The sequence below is a fragment of the Pseudalkalibacillus sp. NRS-1564 genome (assembly GCF_050467905.1).
Classification (GTDB): Bacteria; Bacillota; Bacilli; order Bacillales; family Guptibacillaceae; genus Guptibacillus; species Guptibacillus hwajinpoensis_B.
On the sequence record NZ_JBITPM010000041.1, the window covers coordinates 33,642 to 58,709 of the forward strand.

A 25,068-nucleotide genomic window follows, 5' to 3' on the forward strand; every position below is an offset into this window, starting at 1 on the left:
AGAATTCAGGTTTAACCCTTACTCACTCGCCTGATTTGACCCAACATTCAAGTTTAATTTCTCACTGGATTGGTCTTCTTCATCGTCTAACTCTTTCATTTCAATTTCTTGCTCATCACTTGCTAGCATTTTGACATCCATACCAAGCGACTGCAATTCTTTGATTAGAACTTTAAACGATTCTGGAATACCAGGCTCAGGAACATTTTCACCTTTTACGATTGCTTCGTAAGTCTTAACACGTCCAACAACATCATCCGACTTCACAGTCAAAATCTCTTGAAGGGTATATGCAGCACCATATGCTTCGAGTGCCCATACTTCCATCTCACCGAAACGCTGTCCACCGAATTGTGCTTTACCACCAAGCGGTTGCTGCGTAACAAGTGAATATGGTCCAGTAGAACGTGCGTGAAGCTTGTCATCGACCATGTGAGCAAGTTTGATCATATACATGACACCGACAGAAATGCGGTTATCAAATGGTTCGCCTGTGCGACCATCGTAAAGAACAGTTTTACCATCACGTGGCATTCCTGCTTCTTCTAGTGTTTCCCATACGTCTTCTTCACGAGCTCCATCAAATACCGGTGTTGCTACGTGAATTCCAAGTGCACGTGCGGCCATACCGATATGCAACTCTAGTACCTGTCCAATGTTCATACGAGAAGGAACACCTAGAGGGTTCAACATGATATCGATCGGAGTTCCATCAGGCAAGTATGGCATATCTTCTTCAGGAAGAATCCTAGAGATTACACCTTTGTTACCATGACGTCCCGCCATTTTATCTCCTTCATGAATCTTACGCTTCTGTACAATATAAACACGAACAAGTTGATTTACTCCCGGAGGAAGCTCATCGCCGTCTTCACGGTTAAAGATCTTCACATCAAGTACAATACCATCTCCGCCGTGAGGTACACGTAGAGAAGTATCACGAACTTCACGAGCTTTTTCTCCAAAGATTGCATGAAGTAGACGTTCTTCAGCAGTTAGCTCTGTTACACCTTTAGGAGTAACTTTACCTACAAGGATATCTCCGTCTTTCACTTCAGCACCCATGCGAATAATTCCGCGTTCATCAAGGTTACGCAATGCGTCTTCCCCAACATTCGGAATGTCACGAGTGATTTCTTCAGGTCCTAGCTTTGTATCGCGAGCTTCTGATTCGTACTCTTCGATGTGAATTGAGGTATAAACGTCATCTTTTACAAGACGTTCGCTCATAATAATAGCATCCTCGTAGTTGTAACCTTCCCATGTCATAAACCCGACTAGGACGTTACGCCCAAGGGCCATTTCACCTTTTTCCATTGAAGGTCCGTCGCCAAGGATTTCTCCTTTTACAACGCGATCGCCTTCAACAACAATAGGCTTTTGGTTATAGCACGTTCCCTGGTTGGAACGAATGAATTTAAGCAATTTGTAACGATCAAGATCGCCTTTCACTTCCTGTCCATCAATGACGGAGATACGACGAACATGAATTTCTGCAGCAGATGCAAACTCGACTAGACCGTCATGCTTACAAATAACAGCAGCACCGGAATCTTTTCCGTTAACATGCTCCATACCTGTTCCGACAATTGGTGCTTCAGGAACCATCAAAGGTACAGCTTGACGCTGCATGTTCGCACCCATAAGCGCACGGTTGGAGTCATCATTCTCAAGGAACGGAATACAAGCCGTTGCGGCCGAAACTACCTGTTTCGGTGATACGTCCATGTAATCAATTTTTTCACGAGCGATGATAATGTTTTCGCTACGGAAACGAGCAACAATATCTTCGTCTTGGAATGAACCATCATCGTGTAGCTTAGCATTTGCCTGTGCCACAACGTAGTTATCCTGTTCATCAGCAGTTAGGTAGTCAATAAACTCCGTCACTTTACCTGTTTCAGGATCTACTCTGCGGTATGGCGTTTCAATAAAGCCAAATTTATTAACTCTCGCATAAGAAGACAATGAGTTAATAAGTCCGATGTTTGGTCCCTCTGGAGTTTCGATCGGACACATTCTGCCATAGTGGGAGTAATGTACGTCACGAACTTCAAAGCCAGCACGCTCACGTGTTAAACCACCAGGTCCTAGAGCAGATAAACGACGCTTGTGAGTTAACTCAGCTAGCGGGTTTGTCTGATCCATAAACTGGGACAACTGAGAGCTACCAAAGAATTCTTTAATAGAAGCGATAACAGGACGAATGTTGATAAGCGCCTGAGGCGTAATAACGTTCGTATCCTGAATAGACATACGTTCACGAACGACACGTTCCATACGAGATAAACCGATACGGAATTGGTTCTGAAGTAGTTCACCTACAGAACGAAGACGACGGTTACCTAGGTGATCAATGTCATCTGTGTTACCTACTTGATGTAGAAGGTTAAAGAAATAGTTAATAGAAGAAATGATGTCGCCAGGTGTGATATTCTTCACGCCTGTTTCAACTCCACCATTACCAATTACATTAATGACTCTTTCCCCTTCTGGATCATCAGGTGCGTATACCTTAATGGATTGCAGACCGATAGACTCATCTTCAATTACTCCACCGTGAGGTTCAACGTCTTTAAATCCAACGTTAGTCTCTAGAGCAGGAAGGATTCTGTCCAGTAGACGACGATCAAGGATCGCGCCTTCTTCTGCAATCACTTCGCCTGTTTCAGGATCAACAAGCGTTTCCGCAAGACGTTGATTGAATAGACGATTTTTAATATGAAGCTTCTTGTTAATCTTGTAACGTCCTACGTTCGCAAGATCATAGCGCTTTGGATCAAAAAAGCGAGAATCAAGTAAGCTTTTGGCGTTATCGACAGTCGGAGGCTCGCCAGGACGTAAGCGTTCGTAGATTTCTAGAAGCGCTTTTTCCGTGCCGTCCGTGTTGTCTTTTTCCAGGGTATTGCGAAGATACTCATCTTCACCTAGGAGATCTATGATTTCTTGATCAGACCCAAACCCTAACGCTCTGAGCAGCACCGTAATTGGTAGCTTTCTAGTACGATCAATTCGTACATAGACAATATCTTTGGCATCAGTTTCAAATTCCAGCCATGCTCCTCGGTTTGGAATGACAGTAGCTGTATATCCTTTTTTGCCGTTCTTATCGATCTTTTCACTATAGTAGACACTTGGAGAACGCACGAGCTGAGATACGATTACGCGTTCTGCCCCATTAATAATAAACGTACCTGTTTCAGTCATTAATGGGAAGTCACCCATGAACACTTCCTGTTCCTTTACTTCGCCTGTTTCTTTATTGATCAAGCGTACTTTTACACGTAAAGGCGCAGAATAGGTCACATCTCGCTCTTTGGTTTCTTCCACGGGATACTTAGGTTCACCGAGGCTGTAATCAATAAATTCCAGCACAAGATTACCAGTGAAATCTTCGATTGGAGAAATATCCTGAAACATTTCTCGTAAACCCTCATCAAGAAACCATTGATAAGAAGCCGTTTGAATCTCAATTAGATTTGGCAAATCCAACACTTCTTTGATTCGCGCGTAGCTTCTTCTTTGGCGGTGGCGTCCATACTGAACTAGTTGGCCTGTCAAATGATTCACCCCTCAAATCCAGCGTATTTATTTTCTTAGCCCAATGATATTCTGTTTTAAAAAGAATCTATCGTTGGACAAAAAAAGAAAAAGGGCATTGATAAAAATTCCCCTTAACTATAAGCGATTATATTAGTTTTTCCAGACGACGGCATTTTATACCTCTTTGCAAACGAATGTGAAAAAGGCCTGGAAAATCCATCATTGGCATTATATTATATTAGCATAGGCCATCCATGAAGTCAAAGGATATTTTCATATTTTACTTGACTGCTTTAAGAATATAGTATCCTTTCTTTTTCACGACGGTTTCAACATGCTCAAACATTTCTTCGAGTCTGGTTATTGCAGATGGGGCCCCTTGCTTCTTTTGGATCACTACCCAAAGCGTCCCACCTTTTTTTAAAACGTCATAGGCCTCTTCAAGAATTCCATGAACAACTTGTTTACCTGCACGTATAGGAGGGTTCGTAAGGACAGACGCGAACGTTTTATCTTTTACGGCATTCAACTGATCACTTGCCATAACGCTCAAATTATGAACGCGATTCTTAATGGCATTGCTCATCGCAAGCTCTGTTGCGCGTTCATTTATGTCTAGCATATAAAAATAACGATTTGAAAATTCAGAAGCAAGTGAAATGCCGATCGGGCCATAGCCACATCCAACATCAACAATATCCCCTTCAAGTTCAGGTTCTTCAAATGATTCGATTAGAAGTTTACTCCCAAAATCGATTTCCTTCTTTGAAAAAACACCAGAATCAGTCGTGAATTGAAATTTACTTCCCCGTAAATCCGCAACAATTTTGTTCGGACTGCTTTTCACACCCGGATTCTTCGTATAATAATGTTCACCCATTGCTTTCCCTCTTTTCAACGTCATTTCTATAAGCCTAACCCCTATAACCAAACCAAAAATAATAGCGTCAAATAACAAAAAGCTCGCTTTTAAAAGCGAGCTTTTGTTTCAAACGACTACTTAACTTCGATTACTGCGCCAACTTCTTCAAGCTTGCCTTTAAGCTCTTCAGCTTCTTCTTTAGCAATGCCTTCTTTAATCGGGCTTGGTGCGCCATCAACTAGTTCTTTAGCTTCTTTCAAGCCAAGACCAGTGATTTCGCGAACAACTTTGATGACCTTGATTTTGCTGCTTCCAGCACTTTCAAGAACTACGTCAAATTCAGATTGCTCTTCAGCAGCACCTTCTGCTGCGCCACCTGCTGCTGCTACTGGAGCTGCTGCAGTTACACCAAATTCTTCTTCGATTGCTTTAACTAGGTCGTTAAGCTCAAGAACTGTCATTTCTTTGATTGCTTCAATGATTTGCTCGTTACCCATGAGTAAATCCTCCTTAATTTTTGTTTTATTTATACCAATTGATAGGCCGTGCGTTTACGCGCCTTGTTCTTCCTTTTGATCAGCCACAGCTTTTGTAGCAAGTGCCATATTGCGCATAGGTGCTTGAAGCACAGATAGCAACATAGAAAGTAGTCCATCGCGGTTTGGTAGGTCCGCAAGTTCTTTGATCTTTTCTACTGATACAACGCCGCCTTCGATTACGCCAGTCTTGATTTCAAGAGCTTCGTGATTCTTAGCGAAGTTGTTCAAAATTTTAGCAGGAGCAACAACATCTTCATTGCTGAACGCGATTGCCGTAGGTCCGACAAGGTGTTCATTCAAATCAGTAAGTTCAAGCTCTTCTGCCGCGCGACGAGTCATTGTGTTCTTGTAAACACGGAACTCAACGTTTGCATCACGCAATTGCTTACGAAGCTCAGTTACTTCAGAAACATCAAGTCCACGATAATCAACAAAAATTGTTGATTGGCTATCACGTAGTTTGTCTGCAATTTCCGTAACTAGTTGCTTCTTCTGTTCAACTATACTGCTCATAGTTCCGCCTCCTAAAGAGATGTATCTATACCGCCCTGGAATATGAGGTCATATAAAAAGCCTTCACATCCGAAGACATGAAGGCTTTACGATTACATACGTATCGAATCACTTCACACCTCGGCAGGATATTAAGTGCAAGAACACCCCTGCTGTCTACGGTACAGAAAGTATTAATTTATCAAACAACATTTACAAGTATATTTAATAGCTACGCAAATGTCAACAGCTAATTTAATTAGCGGTAAGTTGATGCGTTAACTTTAACACCAGGTCCCATTGTAGATGTAACCGAAATGTTTTTAAGGTACGTACCTTTAGCTGCTGCTGGCTTAACTTTCACAAGTGTTTCTACAAGTGTGTTTAAGTTTTCAACAAGCTTGTCAGCTTCGAAAGATACTTTACCGATTGGTGCATGGACGTTACCAGCACGATCAACGCGGTACTCTACTTTACCAGCTTTGATTTCGTTAACAGCTTTTTCAACGTCGAACGTTACTGTTCCAGTTTTCGGGTTCGGCATTAAACCTTTTGGTCCAAGTACACGACCTAGTTTACCAACTTCGCCCATCATGTCTGGAGTTGCAACGATTACGTCAAACTCAAACCAACCTTCGTTGATTTTAGCGATATAGTCTGCTTCTCCTACATAGTCAGCGCCAGCTGCTTCAGCTTCTTTAGCCTTTTCACCTTTAGCGAAAACAAGAACGCGTTGTGTTTTACCAGTTCCGTTTGGAAGTACAACCGCGCCACGAACCTGCTGGTCGTTTTTCTTAGGGTCTACTCCAAGACGAACTGCTGCTTCAACTGTTCCATCAAAGTTTCCTACAGATGTCTTTTTCACAAGTTCAACTGCTTCTTGAGGCTCATAGAAAGTTGTACGTTCAACTAGCTTGGCAGCCTCCTGGTATCTCTTACCTCTTTTTGCCATTTTGTGTTCCTCCTTGAATGTGGTTTAGCGGATTAACCTCCCACTATTTATGACGCCAAAATGTCGACATCATAATAAAAGTTGCGAACCTGTATAACACAGGCAGGAATCCCTTTTAATCGCAACGGCTTGTGTAACATTAATCTTCGATCGTAATTCCCATGCTACGTGCAGTACCTTCAACCATACGCATTGCAGAATCAACATTCGCTGCGTTAAGGTCTGGCATTTTTGTTTCAGCGATTTCACGCACTTTATCACGCTTCACAGTCGCAACTTTGTTGCGGTTTGGTTCACCAGAACCTGACTCGATACCTGCTGCTTTCTTAAGAAGAACTGCAGCTGGTGGAGTTTTAGTGATAAATGTAAATGAACGGTCTTCAAAAACCGTAATTTCTACTGGAATGATCATACCAGCTTGGTCAGAAGTACGAGCATTAAACTCTTTACAGAATCCCATAATGTTAACTCCAGCTTGACCTAGTGCAGGTCCTACTGGCGGTGCAGGATTCGCCTTCCCAGCCGGGATTTGCAATTTAACAACCTTGATTACCTTTTTAGCCACGCGACACACCTCCTTAAGTCCGTGATGTGGTATTTGGGTGTTTTACACCCTCCCACCTTATATATCAATTGAATGTCTCGATTAGTATGAGACTCATGAAACATTAAAATTCTATCATTAATCGAAAAGTTAAGCAAGGACTTTTCAATTAGAACTTCTCAACTTGTCCGAAATTAAGTTCAACAGGCGTTTCTCTGCCGAACATATTTACGTGCACTTTGACCTTTCCTTTGTCCGTATCGATCCCTTCAACAGAACCTACGAAATCAGCAAATGGACCTTCTTTCACTTTAACTTTCTCTTTAAGTTCAAAGTCTACATCTACTTTTGGTTGCTCCATACCCATTTGCTTAAGAAGTGATTCCACTTCTTCCGGAAGCAATGCAGTCGGTTTAGACCCAGCACCACTAGACCCTACGAATCCAGTAACACCTGGTGTATTCCGAACGACATACCATGAATCATCTGTCATGACCATTTCTGTAATAACATAGCCAAGAAAGACTTTTTTCATAACTGTCTTTTTCTTGCCGTTCTTCTCTTCTGTTTCTTCTTCTACCGGGACGAGAACACGAAAGATCTTATCCGTCATGCCCATTGTCTCAACCCTTTTCTCAAGGTTGGTTTTTACTTTGTTTTCATACCCCGAGTACGTATGAACAACATACCATCTTTTTTCCATATTTGCAGGACTGCGTCCTTCCCTCCCCAGCTCATTTACTCTCTCATTCTAACCTTCTGAATGAAAATTTATAACGAATTATCCTAAAATGAGGCGGATTATCGAGGAAATACCCTGGTCAATCAATGCGAAGAAAACAGCTATAAAAATAACCGTTGTAACAGTTACAATCGTATAGCGTGTTAATTCCTTACGCGTTGGCCAACTTACCCGCTTCATTTCACTTGCGACATTACGAAAGAACTTACCAGAACGTTGAACAATACTTGCCATTACTTGTTACCCCCAATTAATCTGGTGGAAAACTCCCCCGAGAATCTATTTTGATAAGGTTTGCCTCAAGAAGCAAACACCCTTCGAGGCATTACTTTGTTTCACGATGGACAGTGTGAACATCGCAGTATTTGCAATACTTCTTAACTTCCATGCGGGCCGGGCTCGTCTGTGAGTTTTTCATAGTTGTATAGTTTCGGCTATTGCATTGAACACATGCTAGTACTGCCTTTTTTCGCATAATGACACCTTCCTAAGCCGCGCAGTAGTGAAGTTTGTAATTTATATAAGCTATATTATTTCAAAAAAGAGCAAAATAAAAAAACGTTCAGCTACCCTGTGACGTTCTTACAAACCTAACAAAAAATTGACATTCTTACTTTTATCACTTTATCACAGCGTGTTTCAGCATGTCAATAAAGCGTCGGATAGGTACTCATAAGAAAAGAACAGGGAACTCGCCCCTGTTCTTTTCCCTAACCATCTTAGGTTTGTCCATATTAAAGGCTGACTTCACGTAGTTCGAGATAACGCTCTAACTTGCGTTTCACTCGTTGCAATGCGTTATCAATTGACTTGACGTGACGGTTTAGATCAACCGAAATTTCTTGGTATGAACGTCCATCGAGATAGAGCATTAGCACCTTTCTCTCTAAATCGCTCAAAATTTCTGACATTTTAAGTTCGATGTCATCAAATTCTTCCTGATTAATAATTAATTCCTCAGGATCTGTTACTTTCGTGCCGCATATAACGTCTAGAAGCGTACGATCAGACTCTTCATCGTAAATTGGCTTATCAAGCGATACGTAAGAGTTAAGCGGAATATGCTTCTGTCTTGTAGCGGTTTTGATAGCTGTAATCATCTGCCGGGTGATGCATAATTCGGCAAACGCTTTAAAAGATGAGAACTTGTCTCCTCTAAAATCACGAATGGCTTTGTAGAGACCGATCATCCCTTCTTGGATGATATCTTCTCGGTCTGCTCCAATGAGAAAATACGACCTCGCCTTAGCGCGTACGAAATTTTTGTACTTCGTAATCAAATGTTCCAACGCTCTACTGTGACCTTCATGAACCATGATGACGAGCATTTCATCATCAAGTTGATCGAATGCTACGTGTTCCAGGTGTCTTTGGTCTACTGACAGTTGTTCTTGATTTACCGTGCTTTCTTTGAGGTCTACTGTACTCAATATGCGTTCCCCCCGACCAGTACGCTATATAGAAATATTATACAGTACGTGTCGAAAAATCGTCAACCGCCTATTTACCGCCTCTTCGCCATTTTTCAAATATTTCGCTAATTTCTTCTGATAAATGCAGGCCACCAGAACGATTGCGACGATTTTCAGTATTTACACTTTTTTCAATTCCTTTTTCAATTCCTTGCATTTCGTTGTAAAGTTCACGCGCAGATTTCCTAAGTGCACCTTGGCCAAAGATAGCCCATTGCTCTGTAAAATCTGATGTTGCCACATGTATTTGCGTTCTTATACCCTTCAGTTCCCTCGCCATTTTCTCAATCCGCTCATCTGCTGTTTCATTTTCTCTCGTATAAATAACATCAATTCTGTATTGGCTATGACGTTTTTCAATACCATGAGAGAGGTGAGCGTCAAAAACGACGATCACCTGATACCCGGTATAAGCTTGATATTCGGCCATTTTTTCAATTAGAAGCTCACGTGCTTTACTGAAATCTCTCTCTTTAAGTGTTCGCAATTCTGGCCATGCACCAATAATGTTATAGCCATCAACTAACAGCACGTCCATTATTTACTCCCCCAAAGGATGACGTTGTCGGTATACCTCATACATCATTAACCCTGCAGCAACTGAAGCGTTGAGAGAGGTTACTTTTCCGGCCATTGGAAGACTTACTAAGAAATCACATTTATCCTTAATAAGACGTCCCATCCCTTTACCTTCACTTCCGATGACAAGTCCGATCCCCATATCATAGTCTGCCTGACGATAGTCCTGTCCCCCGGTTGCATCAGTGCCCACAAACCACAAGCCGTGGTCTTTCAACTCGTCCATTGTTCTAGCAAGGTTCGTTACTCGCGCAACCGGGATATACTCAATCGCTCCTGTAGAAGATTTGGCAACGGTAGAAGTTAAACCAACCGCTCTTCTTTTTGGAATAATAACTCCATGAGCTCCTGCAGAATCCGCTGTTCTTAATATAGATCCTAGATTATGAGGATCTTCAATTTCATCAAGAATAAGGAAAAACGGCGGCTTCCCAGAATCCTCTGCTTTCTTAAATAAATCCTCAAGATCAGCATATTCATAAGCCGCAATTGAAGCGACAACACCTTGATGGTTACTTTCCCCGGATAGTTGTTCTAGCTTTCGTTTCGGCACGAACTGCACGAGTACATTTTGTTCCTTTGCTTTTTGTATCAAGTTTTGAAGAGGGCCTTTTTGAGACCCTTCATTTATCCAAATTTTATTGATTTCGTGTCCCGATCGTAATGCTTCAAGAACCGAATTTCGTCCTACAATAAATTCTTTATCCATCTGACTTCACTTCTTTCTTCGGTTGTTCTACGAATTCATAAAGCTTTTGTAACAATTCATTTACTCTCTCTTCATTCCCCTTCAAATGATGGTACCCAAACAAAGCTTCAAGGGCTGTTGAATATTTGTACGTACTTACGCTCGTATTCTTTGGGACAGTTCCCGATTTAGCATTTCTTCCTCGGCGCACAACACCAGCTTCTTCCTCTGTCAGCCATTCTTTGTTTAATACATGGTGCAGGAACGCTGCCTGTGCTTTTGCAGAAACATACGTCGTTGCTGTTCGGTGCAGCTGATTAGGTCGAATGTGACCAAGTGAAAGCAGCCGCTTCCGAACGTTAATTTCAATAACAGAATCTCCCATATAAGCAAGTGCAAGTGAATTAAGTTGTTTTGCATCGATTTCCTTCATGCGCTACATCCTTTTCCAGCGAACGCCTTGAGGTGTATCCTCAAGAAGAATTCCCTGTTCTTTTAATTCATCACGAATTTCATCTGCTCTTCCAAAATCACGTTGCTTCCTTGCTTCATTTCGTTCTTCTATCAGTTGATCCACATCTTCATCAAGTAGAGCTTTTTCTCTTTTGAAGGAAATGCCAAGAACGGAACCAAAGTCTTCAAAGCGCTCCATAAATAGTTCAAGAATCTCCATGGATGAATTTGTCCCCTGGAGGTAGAGATTAGCTTCTTTAGAAAGTTCAAATAAAATGGAGATCGCATTCGCCGTATTAAAATCATCGTCCATTTCTGTAACGAAGCGTTCACGATATCCCTCAATTCTCTCTTGCCATTTCTCAACTTCTCCATCAAGGTCAGCACTGTGTTGAAGGCGGTGCTCAAGGTTTTCTACCGTATCCTTAATGCGATCAAGTCCTGTTTTAGCACTTGCCAAGAGCTCATGGTCAAAGTTAATGGGATTACGATAATGAACAGACAACATAAAGAATCGAATCGCTTCTGGGTCATGCTGTTTAATCAAGTCATGAACAAGGACAAAATTACCTAGTGATTTAGACATTTTCTCGTTGTTAATATTGATATACCCGTTGTGAAGCCAATAATTCGCAAAAGTATGCCCAGTTAACGCTTCCGTTTGCGCTACTTCATTTTCATGGTGAGGGAATGCCAGATCTTTTCCTCCCGCATGAATATCAATTGTATCTCCTAAATATTTCTTCGCCATCGCCGAGCATTCAATGTGCCAGCCTGGTCGCCCCTCTCCCCATGGACTCGCCCATGAAATTTCACCTTCTTTTGCAGATTTCCAAAGTGTAAAATCAAGAGGGTCTTCTTTCTTTTCACCCACCACAATTCGAGAACCGAGCTTAAGCTCATCGATGGACTGGTGTGAAAGTTTTCCATAACCTTCGAATTGACGAGTTCTAAAGTACACATCTCCTTCAGACTCATATGCGTAGTTCTTTTCAATAAGAGCTGTGATAAAATCAATGATTTCCTGCATGTTCTCTGTTACTCTTGGATGTTCGTCTGCTTTCTTAACGCCAAGCGCACCCGTATCTTCATGATAAGCACCGATAAATCGTTCAGCCACTGCCGGTACATCTTCACCCAATTCATTGGCCGCTCGAATCAATTTATCATCTACATCCGTAAAGTTAGAAACATACTGCACATCATAATCTCTGTATTGAAGATAACGACGGACAACATCAAAGACAATAGCAGGGCGCGCGTTACCAATATGAATATAGTTGTATACGGTCGGACCGCACACGTACATCCGTACTTTACCTTCTTCAATTGGTTGAAACGTTTCTTTTTTCTGTGTCAATGTATTATATAGCTTAATCGCCATAACTTTCACTCCTCTTCCTTAACGTTCGGACTTCCTCTGTTAACTCTCGCAATTCTTGTTCCATTTGCTTAAATTTATCAGCCACTGGATCCGGCATCTTATGATGGTCAAGATTATGTGGAACTTTCACTCCATTTTGGATAACGACTCTTCCAGGTATACCTACCACAGTTGAATTAACAGGCACATCCTGCAAAACAACTGACCCGGCACCTACTTTGGAATTCTCTCCTATCGTGATGGAGCCTAGCACCTTCGCTCCCGTCGCAACAAGCGTATTATCCCCAAGAGTTGGATGACGTTTCCCTTTTTCTTTACCAGTTCCCCCAAGTGTTACGCCTTGGAATAACGTCACATTATTTCCAATCTCACATGTTTCTCCAATAACAACACCCATACCGTGATCAATAAAACAACGTTCTCCAATTGTTGCTCCTGGATGAATTTCGATACCTGTGAAAAATCGACTGATTTGCGATACTGCTCTAGCAAGAAAGAAAAACTTCTTTTTCCAAAACCAGTGTGCCACTCGATGTGACCATATTGCGTGAAGGCCAGCATAAGTTAGAATAACCTCAAAATAACTTCGTGCTGCTGGATCTTGATCAAAGACCACATCGATATCCTGCTTCAACGTCTTCCACATGTCTTCACCTCTCTCCGTATACTCCCATAAGATCAACTAGAATGTAGGTTCACCATCTCTGCGTTCCAAAGAATAATAATTATTAAAAAAAGCGCCCCTGTGTGATGACTCCATCACACAGAGACGCTATTTGCGTGGTTCCACTCTGCTTCGAACATTTTTACAAATGTTCCTATCACCGATAACGGCGGCACCGCTCCTACCTAATAACCATAAAGGCTTTCTGTAGAAGACTCAGAGGGGCATTTCAATGAGTAAATACTTAAGCTGCTTTCAGCCGAGGACAGCTCTCTCTATAAAGAATTACACTCATTTACTTTTCCTCTTCAACGTTTGTTGTCAATTCGCTTATTATTATGCTTTACTCATCGCAAGAACTTGATTCAAACGAGCATTAACTGCTTCCCTTCCAAGTAAGGCAATCGCCTGTGGAAGTTCAGGACCATGTGTTTCACCTGTCGTAGCCACACGGATTGGCATAAAGAGTTTCTTCCCTTTATGACCAGTTGCCTTTTGAGTAGCCTTGATAGCTGATTTAATTGCAGCTGGCTCAAATTCTTCAACTTCTTTAAGTTGGTCTAAGAATCCTTGCATCACTTCAGGAATTTGCTCTTCGTTTAGTACTGTCATTGCCTCTTCATTATACTGAATTTCTTGCTTAAAGAACAACTCAGTAAGCTCAACAATTTCTCTACCATAGTGAAGTTGTTCTTGATAAAGGGCGATTAGTTCTTGAGCCCATTCCTTTTGTTCCGCTGTCATTTCAAGAGGGAACCTTCCTGCTTCAACAAGATGTGGAAGAGTCAGTTCAACCACTCGATCAAGACTCGCCTGTTTAATATATTGATTATTCATCCAGTAGAGTTTTTGTGAATCAAAAACTGCCGGCGAAGTGGACAAGCGTTCTGGATCAAAGATTTCGATCAATTGCTCTTTCGTAAACAGCTCTTCTTCTCCCTTAGGCGACCAACCAAGTAGTGTCACAAAATTAAATAACGCTTCTGGAAGAAAACCTAAGTCATGGTACTGTTCAATATACTGCACAATTGATTTATCCCGCTTACTAAGCTTCTTCTTCTGATCATTAACGATCAGTGTCATATGACCAAATTTAGGTGGTTCAAAACCAAATGCTTCGTAGATCATTAACTGCTTAGGTGTGTTTGAGATATGATCATCCCCACGAAGAACGTGAGAAATCTTCATATGGTGATCATCGAGAGCAACGGCATAGTTGTAAGTCGGAATACCGTTCTTCTTAACGATAACAAAGTCGCCAATTCCATTCGATTCAAAGGATACGCGGTCTTTTACAACATCGTCAAACGAATATTCTTTATCACGTGGAACTGCAAAACGAATGCTCGGTTCTCTACCTTCTGCTTCTAACTTTTCACGCTGGTCTTCTGTAAGATGTCGACATTTTCCAGAATATCGCGGCATTTCTCCTCGCGCACGCTGTGCTTCTCGCTCTGCCTCAAGCTCATCTTCTGTACAATAACATTTATATGCAAGTTCTTTATTCAAAAGCTCTTTTGTATGTTCAGTATAAATATCTAGACGTTCCATTTGAGTATATGGACCGTATTCTCCCTCTTTATCGATACTCTCATCCCAATCCATTCCTAGCCACTTTAAGTAATCAAGCTGATTCTCAACGCCACCTTCAACATTACGAGACTGGTCCGTATCTTCAATACGAATGATGAACTTACCGCCTTGATTTCTAGCAAACAAATAATTAAATAACGCCGTTCTTGCATTCCCAATATGTAAATAACCTGTTGGGCTCGGCGCATAACGTACGCGTACTTCGTTTCCCATTATATCCACCACCATTAATTATTATCTTTAACTGTCTTATTATTTTACCATTACCGTCAAATTATCGGTCAAGCTTTTTGAAGCAACACGACAACTTCAGCCGCAATTCCTTCCCCTCTACCAGTAAATCCAAGCTTCTCTGAAGTAGTAGCCTTCACATTTACCTGGCTAATGTCACACTCAAGTAAATGAGCAATCACTTCACGCATAGCTGAAATATGAGGAGCCATTTTGGGAAGCTGCGCAATAATTGTGCAATCCACATTACCGAGCGTAAAGCCTTTTTCCTTCACAATTCCAAATACATGTCGAAGAAGTTCCTTTGAATCAGCATCTTTAAAAGCTTCATCTGTATCGGGAAAATGTTTTCCTATATCGCCTTCTCCAATAGCCCCAAGACAAGCATCCGCAACGGAATGTAGGAGTACGTCAGCATCGGAATGACCAAGCAAACCTTTCTCAAATGGAATGGTAACCCCTCCAATAATACACGGACGGTCTTCCACTAACTTATGTACATCAAAGCCATGACCAACTCGCATTAAACTCCACTCTCCCTCTTCTCTCGCAAGATCGCTCTCGCAAAAATTAAATCTTCAGGTGTTGTTAATTTCACATTCCAATAATCCCCCGGGATCACTTGGACTGAGCGTCCATTCATCTCTACTAAACTGGCGTCATCAGTTCCAATCACACCGTTCTCCTCAGCCCATTTATGAACTCCTTTGATGACCGAAAGACGAAAAGCCTGTGGAGTTTGCACGGCCCACAAGCTTGAGCGATCAATGGTTTTCTGCACCTTCAGTTCATCCACTTGCTTCACTGTGTCCTTAACTGGAACAGCTACAATCGCACCATCGTAATCTTTAGCTGCTGTCGCCGCTTGATTTGCAACTTCATGTGTAAAAAATGGACGGGCACCATCGTGAATTAAAACAATTTTATCCCCTTGCAATGCTTTAAGTCCTTCATAAACACTTTGCTGACGTTCATAGCCACCTGTTACGACATGACTTACCTTTGTTAGTCCATATTCCTGAATAAGCGAGTGAAAATCTTCATGCTCACGTTCATTTACAGCGAGCACGATCTCCTCGCAATGTGGGTCACTCTGAAAAACCGATATCGTATGAACGATAATCGGTTTTCCTTCAAGCATAATAAATTGTTTGTTTTTCCCTGCGTTCATCCTTTTCCCCTGTCCGGCAGCAGGAATGACTACTGAATATTTCAAAGCTAGAACCCCCGTCGCCTATCACTTAAAGTGCTTTTTCGAGTAGTTTGGGTTTGGCAAAAATCATGCGTCCAGCTGATGTCTGCAATACGCTCGTTACAAGAACATCAATCGTTTTACCAATATAATTCCTACCTTCTTCCACTACTATCATTGTACCATCGTCTAGATAGGCTACGCCCTGATTATATTCTTTTCCATCTTTGATGACTTGAACATTAAGCTCTTCACCAGGGAGAACGACTGGTTTAACCGCATTGGCTAAATCGTTGATGTTCAACACTTGAACCTTTTGAAGTTCGCATACTTTATTTAAGTTAAAGTCGTTTGTAACAACCATGCCATTAACAAGCTTGGCAAGCTTAACCAGTTTACTATCAACTTCTTGAATTTCTTCAAAATCACCTTCGTATATTTCCACATTCACCGCAAGCTCTTTTTGTATCTTGTTTAGTATATCAAGACCTCGACGACCACGGTTTCGTTTCAAAACGTCTGATGAATCAGCAATATGCTGCAATTCCTCTAGTACAAATTGTGGTATAACGAGTGTTCCTTCAAGAAAACCAGTTTGACAGATATCAGCAATTCTTCCATCAATAATTACGCTTGTATCAAGGATCTTCAATTTGGATGAACCAGAATCAATCTCATCCTCATCGTTATCCTTTTTCTTATCTTTTCCTTTGGTGTTCGAGAAAAGATTAATAAGCTCATCACGCTTTTTAAATCCAACCTGGAATCCAAAATACCCAAGCAAAATGGTAATGAAAATCGGCAGAATGTTACTCACAACTGGAAAGTTAATCTCAGCCAGAGGTACGGTTAGTAAAAATGCAATTATAAGTCCAATAATCAGTCCAATTGCCCCAAATAGTACGTCTCCAACCGGTGCACTAACAACCTTTTCTTCAACCAGACGAATGAAATCGACAATATAATCTGTCACCCAAAAAGTTGCTAAAAAGAATAACACCGCTCCTATGACAGCACCTGCATAAGAATTAGTAAATACTGCTGGAAGGTCCCCTATATTGAGTAATTGTATTAAATCTGGTAAGTATACTAATCCCAGTGCTCCGCCTAAAATGATAAAAAATAACTGTACAATCCACTTTATCATTGACGTTTTCACCTCCTTTTAACATTATAAACAAATTCTCAGAATTGAAACATAAATCCTTGAAGTTTGTGAATTTTATAGTATGATTATAGGTTAGCTTGCATGACTATAAATTAATTATAGATTAGCACACCCCCTATGGAATGTCTATTTCACAGCCCTATATGTGGCGATCTACAAAGAGTTGCTCCTGAATTCGTTTCAATCCATCTTTAATTTTCTTAGCTCGAATGGCCCCAATTCCATCTACATGATCGAGTTCTTCAATAGAGGCTTTAGAAATAGCGTTAAGGTTTTCAAAACTATCTACCAAGTTCTCAATTATATTTGATGGCAGTCTCGGAATTTTATGCAAGATCCGATACCCTCTCGGTGCTACATTCTCATTTTGATCATGATAACCCAGAATTCTCATAATGGCATTGTCTTCTAGTAAATCATCACTTGAAAGCTTCTTTAAACGTTTCATAACATCAGCTGGAGATTCATCCACATCTTTTACGTAATCTCCAATCAGCCACTTTGCTTCCGATTCAAGATTCGAAACAAGCTCTTCCATCTGCATACTAATCAGTCGACCTTCCGTACCAAGCTCATTAATGTAGTTAAGGATCTCTTTTTTGATGCGCAAAACCATCTCAATACGATGGATAACTTGAGCAACTTCCTGAAGGGTTACGAGTTCTTCAAACTCAAGAGCTCCGAGATCGGTAATCCCTTGATCAAGAACTGATTTGTATTTTTCAAGTGTTTGCATCGCCTGATTCGCTTTTGTCAGTATAACGCCGATTTCCTTTAATGAATAACGAATACTTCCTTGATAAAGTGTAATAACGTTGCGACGTTGTGAGATCGAGATCACTAGATTACCTGTTCGCTTGGCGACGCGTTCCGCTGTTCGATGTCGGATACCCGTCTCTGTAGACGGGATCGAAGTCTCAGGTATTAACTGTGTATTAGCATAAAGGATTTTAGAAGCTTCTTTGTTCAAAATAATGGCTCCATCCATTTTCGCAAGCTCATACAGGTAAGCAGGGGTAAACCGACACTCTATTGAAAATCCACCATCAACAATATCCTGCAATTTCCCATCATACCCCACAACGATTAAACCGCCAGTATTGGCTCGTAGTATATTATCGATTCCATGCCTTAACTGCGTACCGGGTGCAACGATTTTTAGAATTTCATTTATGATTTCCTGCTGCTTATCGATCTCCATCTTCTACCCTCCTAGCGCTTCATTTAATGCTTCATCTACGGTTTGAACGCCAATAACCTGAATACCTTCAGGGAAAGTCCAACCACCTATATTTTTCTTTGGAATAATAGCCCGCTCAAAACCAAGTTCGGCAGCTTCAATCACTCGTTGTTCGATCCGTGATACCCTTCTGATTTCTCCTGTTAGTCCAATTTCTCCTACCACAATATCTGATGGACGTGTTGGTTGATCTCTAAAACTGGACGCGATTGATACTGCAATAGCAAGATCAATTGCCGGCTCATCAAGTCGCACACCACCTGCAACATTTAAATAGGCATCCTGATTTTGCAGGAGAAGTCCTACTCTTTTCTCAAGAACTGCCATCAATAGAGAAACGCGGTTATGATCAATTCCTGTCGCAGTTCTTCGTGGATTCCCAAAGCTTGTTGGTGATATTAATGCCTGGATCTCAACTAGAACAGTTCTCGTTCCCTCCATAGATGCAACAACTGTTGAACCAGCTGATCCAGATGATCGTTCTTCTAGAAAGATTTCTGAAGGGTTAAGTACTTCTTCAAGCCCCTCTTCCTTCATCTCAAAAACACCTATTTCATTTGTTGACCCAAAACGGTTCTTTACTCCGCGTAGAATTCGAAACGTATGATGACGTTCCCCTTCAAAATAAAGCACAGCGTCAACCATATGTTCTAAAAGTCTCGGACCAGCAATTGATCCCTCTTTTGTCACATGTCCAACAATGAAAATAGCTATTCCTCTTGTTTTAGCTATACGCATAAGTTGAGAAGTACATTCCCGCACTTGTGAAACACTACCTGGTGCAGACGTAACTTCTGACCTGAAAATGGTTTGAATCGAATCGATGATCACAAGCTGGGGGTTTATTTCTTCAATTGCTTTACTAATATACTCAAGATCAGTCTCTGCTAATACATATAATTTTTCTGCATCGACCCCTAGACGATCTGCACGAAGCTTCGTCTGCTTGACCGACTCTTCACCAGAGATATAAAGAACCGGATGATCTTGGTCAGCAAGCTTTGATGACGTTTGGAGCAAAAGAGTTGACTTACCAATGCCTGGGTCCCCTCCAACAAGCACGAGGGAGCCTGGTACTACTCCGCCGCCTAACACGCGATCAAGCTCTGTAATATGAGTTAAAATCCTAGGCTCCATTTCTTTTTGAATACGTCGTATGGACGTCGGTTTACTTGCAGTTTCATTACTTGAAGTAACAAAGCGTCTTCGGTCATTGTCACCTGGTACAACCTCTTCCACCATAGTATTCCATTGATGGCACCCCGGACATTTCCCCATCCATTTTGCAGATTCATAGCCACAATCCTGACACATAAATTTCGTTTTTTTCTTTGCCATTTAACATCCTCACCTTCACGATCAACCGAACAAATTACTGTCTTTATTTTATCACAACTTATAAGTTCCTATGAACTCATAATGATTGGCAGATTCAAAAAGTTTTCTAGGACAAATAAACCGTCCTGTTTATTGAAATAACCTGCTTTTCAACTCTTTTACACTAGCATTCCGAAATAAGACATAGTCATTATCTCAATACCTTTCCCTTAAGTATCTCAAACCACTCCTCAAATATAAAAAAACCGGAAGACATTTGCCTTCCGGTTGTTATTCTTAAGATGAAGTTGCTTCAGAAAGGGTCTCGACAACAAAATCATTTTCTTTATAATCGATTTTCACTCGTTGGCCTTTTTCGATGTTACCTCTAAGCAACTCTTCAGAAAGGCGATCTTCAATATGGCGCTGTAGAGCTCTTCTAAGCGGTCGAGCACCATACTCTGGATCATAACCTTCTTCAGAGATCTTATCGAGAGCCGTATCCGTTAATTCAAAATCAATACCATGATCTGATAGACGAGCTTTAAGCTGGTTGGCCATCAGAACAATGATTTCCTTCAAGTGTTTCTTTTCAAGCGAATGGAATACAATCGTCTCATCAATTCGGTTTAGGAACTCTGGACGGAAAGTCTTCTTAAGATCATCCATCACTTTACCTTTCATATCGCTATATTCCTGACCTTCAGAGCCTGTCGAAAAGCCAACGTATTTATTACGTTTAAGCGTGCTAGCTCCAACGTTTGAAGTCATAATAACGACAGTATTACGGAAATCGACTACGCGACCTTTAGAATCAGTCAATCGTCCATCTTCTAGTACTTGAAGAAGAATATTAAAGACATCTGGATGTGCTTTCTCAATTTCATCTAGCAAGATAACAGAATAAGGTTTGCGTCTTACCTTCTCAGTTAACTGGCCGCCTTCTTCATATCCAACGTAACCTGGAGGTGAACCAACAAGACGTGACGTTGAGTGTTTCTCCATGTACTCAGACATATCAATTCGGATAACAGAATCTTCTTCACCGAATAGTGTTTCAGCAACAGCACGAGCTAGTTCAGTTTTACCTACCCCTGTTGGCCCAAGGAAAATAAATGAACCAATTGGGCGCTTAGGATCCTTCAATCCAGCACGAGCACGTCGTACTGCTTTTGAAATAGATTTTACGGCTTCTTCTTGACCGATCAGGCGATTATGAAGAATCTCTTCCATTTTCAATAGACGTTCTGTTTCCTGCTCTTCTAGCTTGGAAACCGGGATACCGGTCCAATTGGCAACGACAATCGCAATATCCTCCGGTGTAACCTCTTGATTCTCTTTTCCTTGCTTTTCTTTCCATTCTTTCTTCGTCTGCTCTAGCTGCTCGCGTAAGCGTTGTTCAGAATCACGAAGAGAAGCGGCTTTCTCAAACTCCTGGCTTTGAACAGAAGCATCCTTTTCTTTTCGAACCTCTTCAAGCTTCTTATCAAGTTCTTTTAAATTTGGTGGTGCAGTATAAGAACGAAGGCGAACTTTCGAAGCGGCTTCGTCAATTAAATCAATTGCTTTATCCGGTAAGAAACGATCCGAAATGTAACGATCTGAAAGTTTAACCGCGGCTTCGATCGCATCGTCAGTAATCGTAACGCGGTGATGAGCTTCATAACGATCTCTAAGTCCCTTTAAAATAAGAGCGGACTCATCACTTGTCGGTTCGTTAACTTGAATTGGTTGGAAGCGACGTTCAAGTGCAGCATCCTTCTCAATGTATTTACGATACTCATCAAGAGTAGTAGCACCAATACATTGAAGTTCTCCTCTTGCTAGTGCAGGTTTAAGAATATTTGAAGCATCAATTGCTCCTTCTGCACCACCAGCGCCAATTAGTGTATGAAGTTCATCAATAAACAGAATAATGTTACCTGCCTGACGAATTTCATCCATTACTTTCTTCAAACGGTCTTCAAATTCACCGCGGTATTTCGTACCTGCAACGACAGTACCCATATCTAGCGTCATAACGCGCTTATCACGAAGCGTTTCAGGTACTTCATTGTTAATAATTTGCTGAGCAAGGCCTTCTGCAATTGCAGTTTTACCAACTCCTGGCTCTCCGATTAGGACAGGGTTATTCTTTGTACGTCGGCTAAGCACTTCAATCACTCGCTCAATTTCTTTGCTTCGACCAATAACAGGATCCAGTCCGTTGTCTCGAGCGATCACAGTAAGATCTCTTGCAAGACTATCTAGTGTAGGAGTATTTGCGCTCGCTCCTCCAGCTTGATGACTAGAAGAAGAGCTTTCATTACTACCTAACAATTGTAGAACCTGCTGACGAGCTTTATTTAAGCTTACCCCTAAGTTATTAAGTACGCGTGCAGCAACACCTTCACCCTCGCGAATTAAGCCAAGTAGAATATGTTCAGTACCTACATAGGAATGGCTCAACTTACGTGCTTCATCCATCGATAATTCAATCACTTTTTTAGCTCGTGGTGTATAGTGAATGGATTGAACAGAATCCTGTCCGCGTCCAATTAACTTCTCTACTTCTTTTTGAATCTTGTCTGAGCCAAGTCCAAGTGCTGTTAACGCTTTGGCTGCAATACCTTCACCTTCACGGACTAACCCAAGTAAGATATGTTCAGTACCAACGTTGTTATGGCCAAGTCGGATCGCCTCTTCTTGTGCTAAAGCAAGTACTTTCTGGGCACGTTCTGTAAATCGTCCAAACATCATTGTTCATCACCCTCCAAATTCTTCGTTAGTTGATCTTCAAGTTCAAGTCTTTCTCTAATTAAAGTAGCACGTTTGATATCTCGTTCCGTAGGGGTAAGACTTGCCCCAGCATACTGCTGTAAGAAACCTGGTTGAGTTAGGATAAGCAATTCATTCAATATCGATTTAGATAAGCCTTTTACAAGACCTAAATCAATACCAAGTCTTACATCTGACAAACACTTAGCTGCTTCTTTTGATTGAATAATTCTGCTGTTCTGCAGAACACCAAGGGCACGATAAATACGATCCTCTAACTCAATTCGGGAGTTATCTAGAAGTGCCCTTCTAGCAGCACGTTCTTTTTCGATAACTTGCATAACCACACCTTGTAAATCTTCAATGATGTCATCTTCTGTCTTTCCAAGAGTGATCTGATTTGATATCTGAAAAATATTACCTAGCGCTTCGCTACCTTCCCCATAGCTACCTCTTACGACAAGACCGAGCTGGTTGATAGCCGGAATAATATGGTTTAATTGCTGTGTTAATACAAGCGCAGGGAGGTGTAGCATAACAGAAGCTCGCATGCCGGTTCCCACATTAGTAGGACAACTTGTTAAATATCCTTTTCTTTCATCAAATGCGTAGTCAACTTTTCCTTCAATCCAGTTATCTAATGAATTTGCAATGGTTAGCGCCTTCTTCAGTTCGAACCCTGCAACTAGACATTGAATACGAAAATGATCTTCTTCATTAATCATTATACTAACCGTTTCATTCTCGCTCAGAAGCACACCGCCGTTATTTGAGTGTTCGATAAGGTTAGGACTAATCAAGTGCTTCTCCACAAGAACTCTCTTCTCGATAGGTTTTAACTCATCCATTTCAATTAATTCAAGTTCACCAATCTGGTCGTCTGGAATATCTGTAAACTGTTGTCGAACTTCTTTTATAACTTGTAAATTATCCTCACTGTTTGAAACGATCGGAAAAACATAATTCTTTAAGTTACGTGCAAATCGGACCCGACTGCTCATGACAATATCAGAATCTGGACCCTCATCTTTCATCCATGGGCTTACGGCTTCACTGATAAAATGCTGAAGTGACATTATGCTCCCCCTTCCCATTTGCTCTTTTCTTCAAGGGAACGAATCAAATCTCTAGTTTCTGCAGCTTTTTCAAATTCTTCATGCTGGATATACTCTTTCATTTTGCTTCTTAAGTTCTGAACTTTGCGTTCAATTTCTATCGCTGCTCCAGCCCTCTTCGGAACTTTTCCAGCGTGAACAGTATTGCCCCCATGAACTTTTTTAAGTATAGGATCCAAGTTATCCGAAAAGGTTTTGTAGCACTCAGAACACCCAAATCTTCCAATCTTAGTGAATTGTTGATAGGTCAACCCACACTTTGGACAGTGTATTGGCTCTTTTTTATAAAAAGACTGAGCTGGATTCTCCTCAATAGGGGTATCGAAATTTAGTAATCCCGATAATAAGTTATGGATAGAAAAATGGTTAGTGCCTGGCTCAACCTCACCTTTTTCCTTAGCACACTTCTCACAAATGTGAAACTCTGTTTTTTCACCATTAATAATCTTAGTGAAATGAAGCGTAGCAGGGCGCTCACCACATTCCTGACAAGTCATAGGGCAACCCTCCTTCTCTACCCTAAAAAGTATAAAATTTATTTATATTTTAAAGCAGTTAGCATGGCACGCAACATATTCGCACGCAGATGATCTCTAACTGGTAATTCTATAGTAATCACAGTACGATCTAGTACGCTTAACATTAACTTCGCTTCTCGCTCCGAAATTACCTCTTCTTCATGTAAACGAAGAATAATATTTTCTGAAACTACTTGTGGCACTTGATTTTTGACGATCTGTATCATTTCGTCTATTAAATCAGCGTGGGTTTCGGGTTTAACTTTAACGATCCGTATATAACCCCCTCCACCTCTCTTACTTTCCACAATATAGCCTTTTTCAATCGTAAAGCGGGTATTTATTACATAATTAATTTGCGAGGGAACACATTGAAATTTATCTGCTATTTCACTTCGCTTTATTTCAACAGCATCCCTTCCATCCACCATTAAAATTTTCTTTAGATATGCTTCAATAATATCGGAAACATTCCTCACGTAGTTCCCTCCTCTCCGTCCCCATACTGACTTTGACTATATTTGACGTTAAATATATTATAACGTTTTTATCAAGGATTGCAAAGCAACAAGCCTATCGTAGTTCTTCTGTATAAAGCATTACCATTTAAGATAAATCCAAGACTCTTTTTTCTCTAGTTTTCACCTTTTAATAGAGCAACTAAAATTTTCTTCAGAAAACTATTAAACAAAAAAATACGATTAGACTCGAATAATTCATTTGCTACATAAGGGTAGCAAAATTTTTCATTAAAAGTTTCTTAACCCTGCAATATGAATTGCTTATATTTCTCTATTATATAGAGTGCTTAGATAGAGAATATATCCGATCAGGTATTTAGATGCTTGAGGAATTACTCTGCGATAGTAAGGCAAAACAATTATGCAAACAGAAAAATTAATTCCGCGATCTTTTAAAACAGAACTAGCTATCTAAAATTGTTGAGAAAGAAATACAAAAAAAGCGAGAAACCCTCAGGTCTCTCGCTTCTCTTATGTTGCCTAGCGACGTCCTACTCTTGCA

25 protein-coding genes and 2 other annotated features are annotated in these 25,068 nt (G+C 40.9%); all 25 genes read right to left on the reverse strand.

The window, feature by feature from the left end:
• Positions 1-18: 18 nt before the first annotated feature.
• Positions 19-3,561 carry a DNA-directed RNA polymerase subunit beta gene (gene rpoB, locus ACIFPW_RS19050; protein WP_194220285.1) on the reverse strand — a complete coding sequence of 1,181 codons (3,543 nt, stop codon included), beginning with the start codon at positions 3,559-3,561 and terminating at the stop codon, positions 19-21.
• A gap of 262 nt (positions 3,562-3,823) precedes the next feature.
• The gene (locus ACIFPW_RS19055; protein ID WP_430246601.1) at positions 3,824-4,423 is read right to left on the reverse strand and encodes a class I SAM-dependent methyltransferase; all 600 of its coding nucleotides are present in this window, start codon (positions 4,421-4,423) and stop codon (positions 3,824-3,826) included.
• A 116-nt stretch (positions 4,424-4,539) separates the two neighbouring features.
• Positions 4,540-4,902 (reverse strand): 50S ribosomal protein L7/L12, encoded by a 363-nt coding sequence (rplL, locus tag ACIFPW_RS19060; RefSeq protein WP_430246602.1) that lies wholly within the window; start codon positions 4,900-4,902, stop codon positions 4,540-4,542.
• 54 nt (positions 4,903-4,956) lie between these two features.
• On the reverse strand, positions 4,957-5,457 hold the full coding sequence (gene rplJ / locus ACIFPW_RS19065; RefSeq protein WP_160921565.1) for a 50S ribosomal protein L10: 501 nt from the start codon (positions 5,455-5,457) through the stop codon (positions 4,957-4,959).
• A 44-nt stretch (positions 5,458-5,501) separates the two neighbouring features.
• Positions 5,502-5,637 (reverse strand) — a sequence feature (ribosomal protein L10 leader region).
• Positions 5,638-5,695: 58 nt separating this feature from the next.
• A complete protein-coding gene (gene rplA, locus ACIFPW_RS19070) occupies positions 5,696-6,388 on the reverse strand; it encodes a 50S ribosomal protein L1 (protein WP_194220282.1) in 693 nt (230 codons plus the stop codon).
• 139 nt (positions 6,389-6,527) lie between these two features.
• On the reverse strand, positions 6,528-6,953 hold the full coding sequence (gene rplK / locus ACIFPW_RS19075) for a 50S ribosomal protein L11 (RefSeq protein WP_048313309.1): 426 nt from the start codon (positions 6,951-6,953) through the stop codon (positions 6,528-6,530).
• 148 nt (positions 6,954-7,101) lie between these two features.
• Positions 7,102-7,635, reverse strand: coding sequence for a transcription termination/antitermination protein NusG (gene nusG / locus ACIFPW_RS19080; protein WP_430246603.1), 534 nt, complete (start codon positions 7,633-7,635; stop codon positions 7,102-7,104).
• Positions 7,636-7,713: 78 nt separating this feature from the next.
• Positions 7,714-7,908, reverse strand: coding sequence for a preprotein translocase subunit SecE (secE, locus tag ACIFPW_RS19085; RefSeq protein ID WP_098445961.1), 195 nt, complete (start codon positions 7,906-7,908; stop codon positions 7,714-7,716).
• Between the two features lie 91 nt (positions 7,909-7,999).
• Positions 8,000-8,149, reverse strand: a complete 150-nt coding sequence (rpmG, locus tag ACIFPW_RS19090; protein ID WP_194220280.1) for a 50S ribosomal protein L33 — start codon at positions 8,147-8,149, stop codon at positions 8,000-8,002.
• A 259-nt stretch (positions 8,150-8,408) separates the two neighbouring features.
• Positions 8,409-9,059, reverse strand: coding sequence for an RNA polymerase sporulation sigma factor SigH (gene sigH, locus ACIFPW_RS19095; protein ID WP_194220319.1), 651 nt, complete (start codon positions 9,057-9,059; stop codon positions 8,409-8,411).
• Between the two features lie 115 nt (positions 9,060-9,174).
• Positions 9,175-9,684: an NYN domain-containing protein gene (locus tag ACIFPW_RS19100; protein WP_194220279.1), complete on the reverse strand. Its 510-nt coding sequence runs from the start codon at positions 9,682-9,684 to the stop codon at positions 9,175-9,177.
• 3 nt (positions 9,685-9,687) lie between these two features.
• Positions 9,688-10,434: a 23S rRNA (guanosine(2251)-2'-O)-methyltransferase RlmB gene (gene rlmB / locus ACIFPW_RS19105; RefSeq protein ID WP_430246604.1), complete on the reverse strand. Its 747-nt coding sequence runs from the start codon at positions 10,432-10,434 to the stop codon at positions 9,688-9,690.
• Positions 10,427-10,846, reverse strand: coding sequence for a Mini-ribonuclease 3 (locus ACIFPW_RS19110; RefSeq protein WP_194220277.1), 420 nt, complete (start codon positions 10,844-10,846; stop codon positions 10,427-10,429). The genes rlmB and ACIFPW_RS19110 overlap by 8 nt, the downstream gene beginning before the upstream one ends.
• 3 nt (positions 10,847-10,849) lie before the next feature.
• Positions 10,850-12,250 (reverse strand): cysteine--tRNA ligase, encoded by a 1,401-nt coding sequence (gene cysS, locus ACIFPW_RS19115; protein ID WP_430246605.1) that lies wholly within the window; start codon positions 12,248-12,250, stop codon positions 10,850-10,852.
• The gene (gene cysE, locus ACIFPW_RS19120) at positions 12,240-12,896 is read right to left on the reverse strand and encodes a serine O-acetyltransferase (RefSeq protein ID WP_404684295.1); all 657 of its coding nucleotides are present in this window, start codon (positions 12,894-12,896) and stop codon (positions 12,240-12,242) included. The genes cysS and cysE overlap by 11 nt, the downstream gene beginning before the upstream one ends.
• 116 nt (positions 12,897-13,012) lie before the next feature.
• Positions 13,013-13,235 (reverse strand) — a binding site (T-box leader).
• A gap of 15 nt (positions 13,236-13,250) precedes the next feature.
• The gene (gene gltX / locus ACIFPW_RS19125; protein ID WP_430246606.1) at positions 13,251-14,720 is read right to left on the reverse strand and encodes a glutamate--tRNA ligase; all 1,470 of its coding nucleotides are present in this window, start codon (positions 14,718-14,720) and stop codon (positions 13,251-13,253) included.
• Between the two features lie 68 nt (positions 14,721-14,788).
• Positions 14,789-15,262, reverse strand: coding sequence for a 2-C-methyl-D-erythritol 2,4-cyclodiphosphate synthase (ispF, locus tag ACIFPW_RS19130; RefSeq protein WP_430246607.1), 474 nt, complete (start codon positions 15,260-15,262; stop codon positions 14,789-14,791).
• Positions 15,262-15,954, reverse strand: a complete 693-nt coding sequence (ispD, locus tag ACIFPW_RS19135; RefSeq protein ID WP_404684292.1) for a 2-C-methyl-D-erythritol 4-phosphate cytidylyltransferase — start codon at positions 15,952-15,954, stop codon at positions 15,262-15,264. Before ispD ends, ispF begins: the two co-directional genes overlap by 1 nt.
• Positions 15,955-15,979: 25 nt before the next feature.
• Entirely contained in the window at positions 15,980-17,077 is a 1,098-nt protein-coding gene (locus tag ACIFPW_RS19140) for a PIN/TRAM domain-containing protein (RefSeq protein ID WP_194220272.1), read from the reverse strand.
• 160 nt (positions 17,078-17,237) lie between these two features.
• Positions 17,238-18,299 (reverse strand): DNA integrity scanning diadenylate cyclase DisA, encoded by a 1,062-nt coding sequence (gene disA, locus ACIFPW_RS19145; protein ID WP_430246608.1) that lies wholly within the window; start codon positions 18,297-18,299, stop codon positions 17,238-17,240.
• A gap of 3 nt (positions 18,300-18,302) precedes the next feature.
• On the reverse strand, positions 18,303-19,676 hold the full coding sequence (gene radA, locus ACIFPW_RS19150; RefSeq protein ID WP_430246609.1) for a DNA repair protein RadA: 1,374 nt from the start codon (positions 19,674-19,676) through the stop codon (positions 18,303-18,305).
• A gap of 276 nt (positions 19,677-19,952) precedes the next feature.
• On the reverse strand, positions 19,953-22,394 hold the full coding sequence (gene clpC, locus ACIFPW_RS19155; RefSeq protein WP_206759457.1) for an ATP-dependent protease ATP-binding subunit ClpC: 2,442 nt from the start codon (positions 22,392-22,394) through the stop codon (positions 19,953-19,955).
• Positions 22,391-23,506, reverse strand: a complete 1,116-nt coding sequence (locus tag ACIFPW_RS19160; protein WP_430246610.1) for a protein arginine kinase — start codon at positions 23,504-23,506, stop codon at positions 22,391-22,393. The genes clpC and ACIFPW_RS19160 overlap by 4 nt, the downstream gene beginning before the upstream one ends.
• Positions 23,488-24,024, reverse strand: a complete 537-nt coding sequence (locus ACIFPW_RS19165; protein ID WP_194220267.1) for a UvrB/UvrC motif-containing protein — start codon at positions 24,022-24,024, stop codon at positions 23,488-23,490. The genes ACIFPW_RS19160 and ACIFPW_RS19165 overlap by 19 nt, the downstream gene beginning before the upstream one ends.
• Positions 24,025-24,062: 38 nt before the next feature.
• Positions 24,063-24,524 carry a CtsR family transcriptional regulator gene (locus ACIFPW_RS19170; RefSeq protein WP_194220266.1) on the reverse strand — a complete coding sequence of 154 codons (462 nt, stop codon included), beginning with the start codon at positions 24,522-24,524 and terminating at the stop codon, positions 24,063-24,065.
• Between the last annotated feature and the right edge of the window lie 544 nt (positions 24,525-25,068).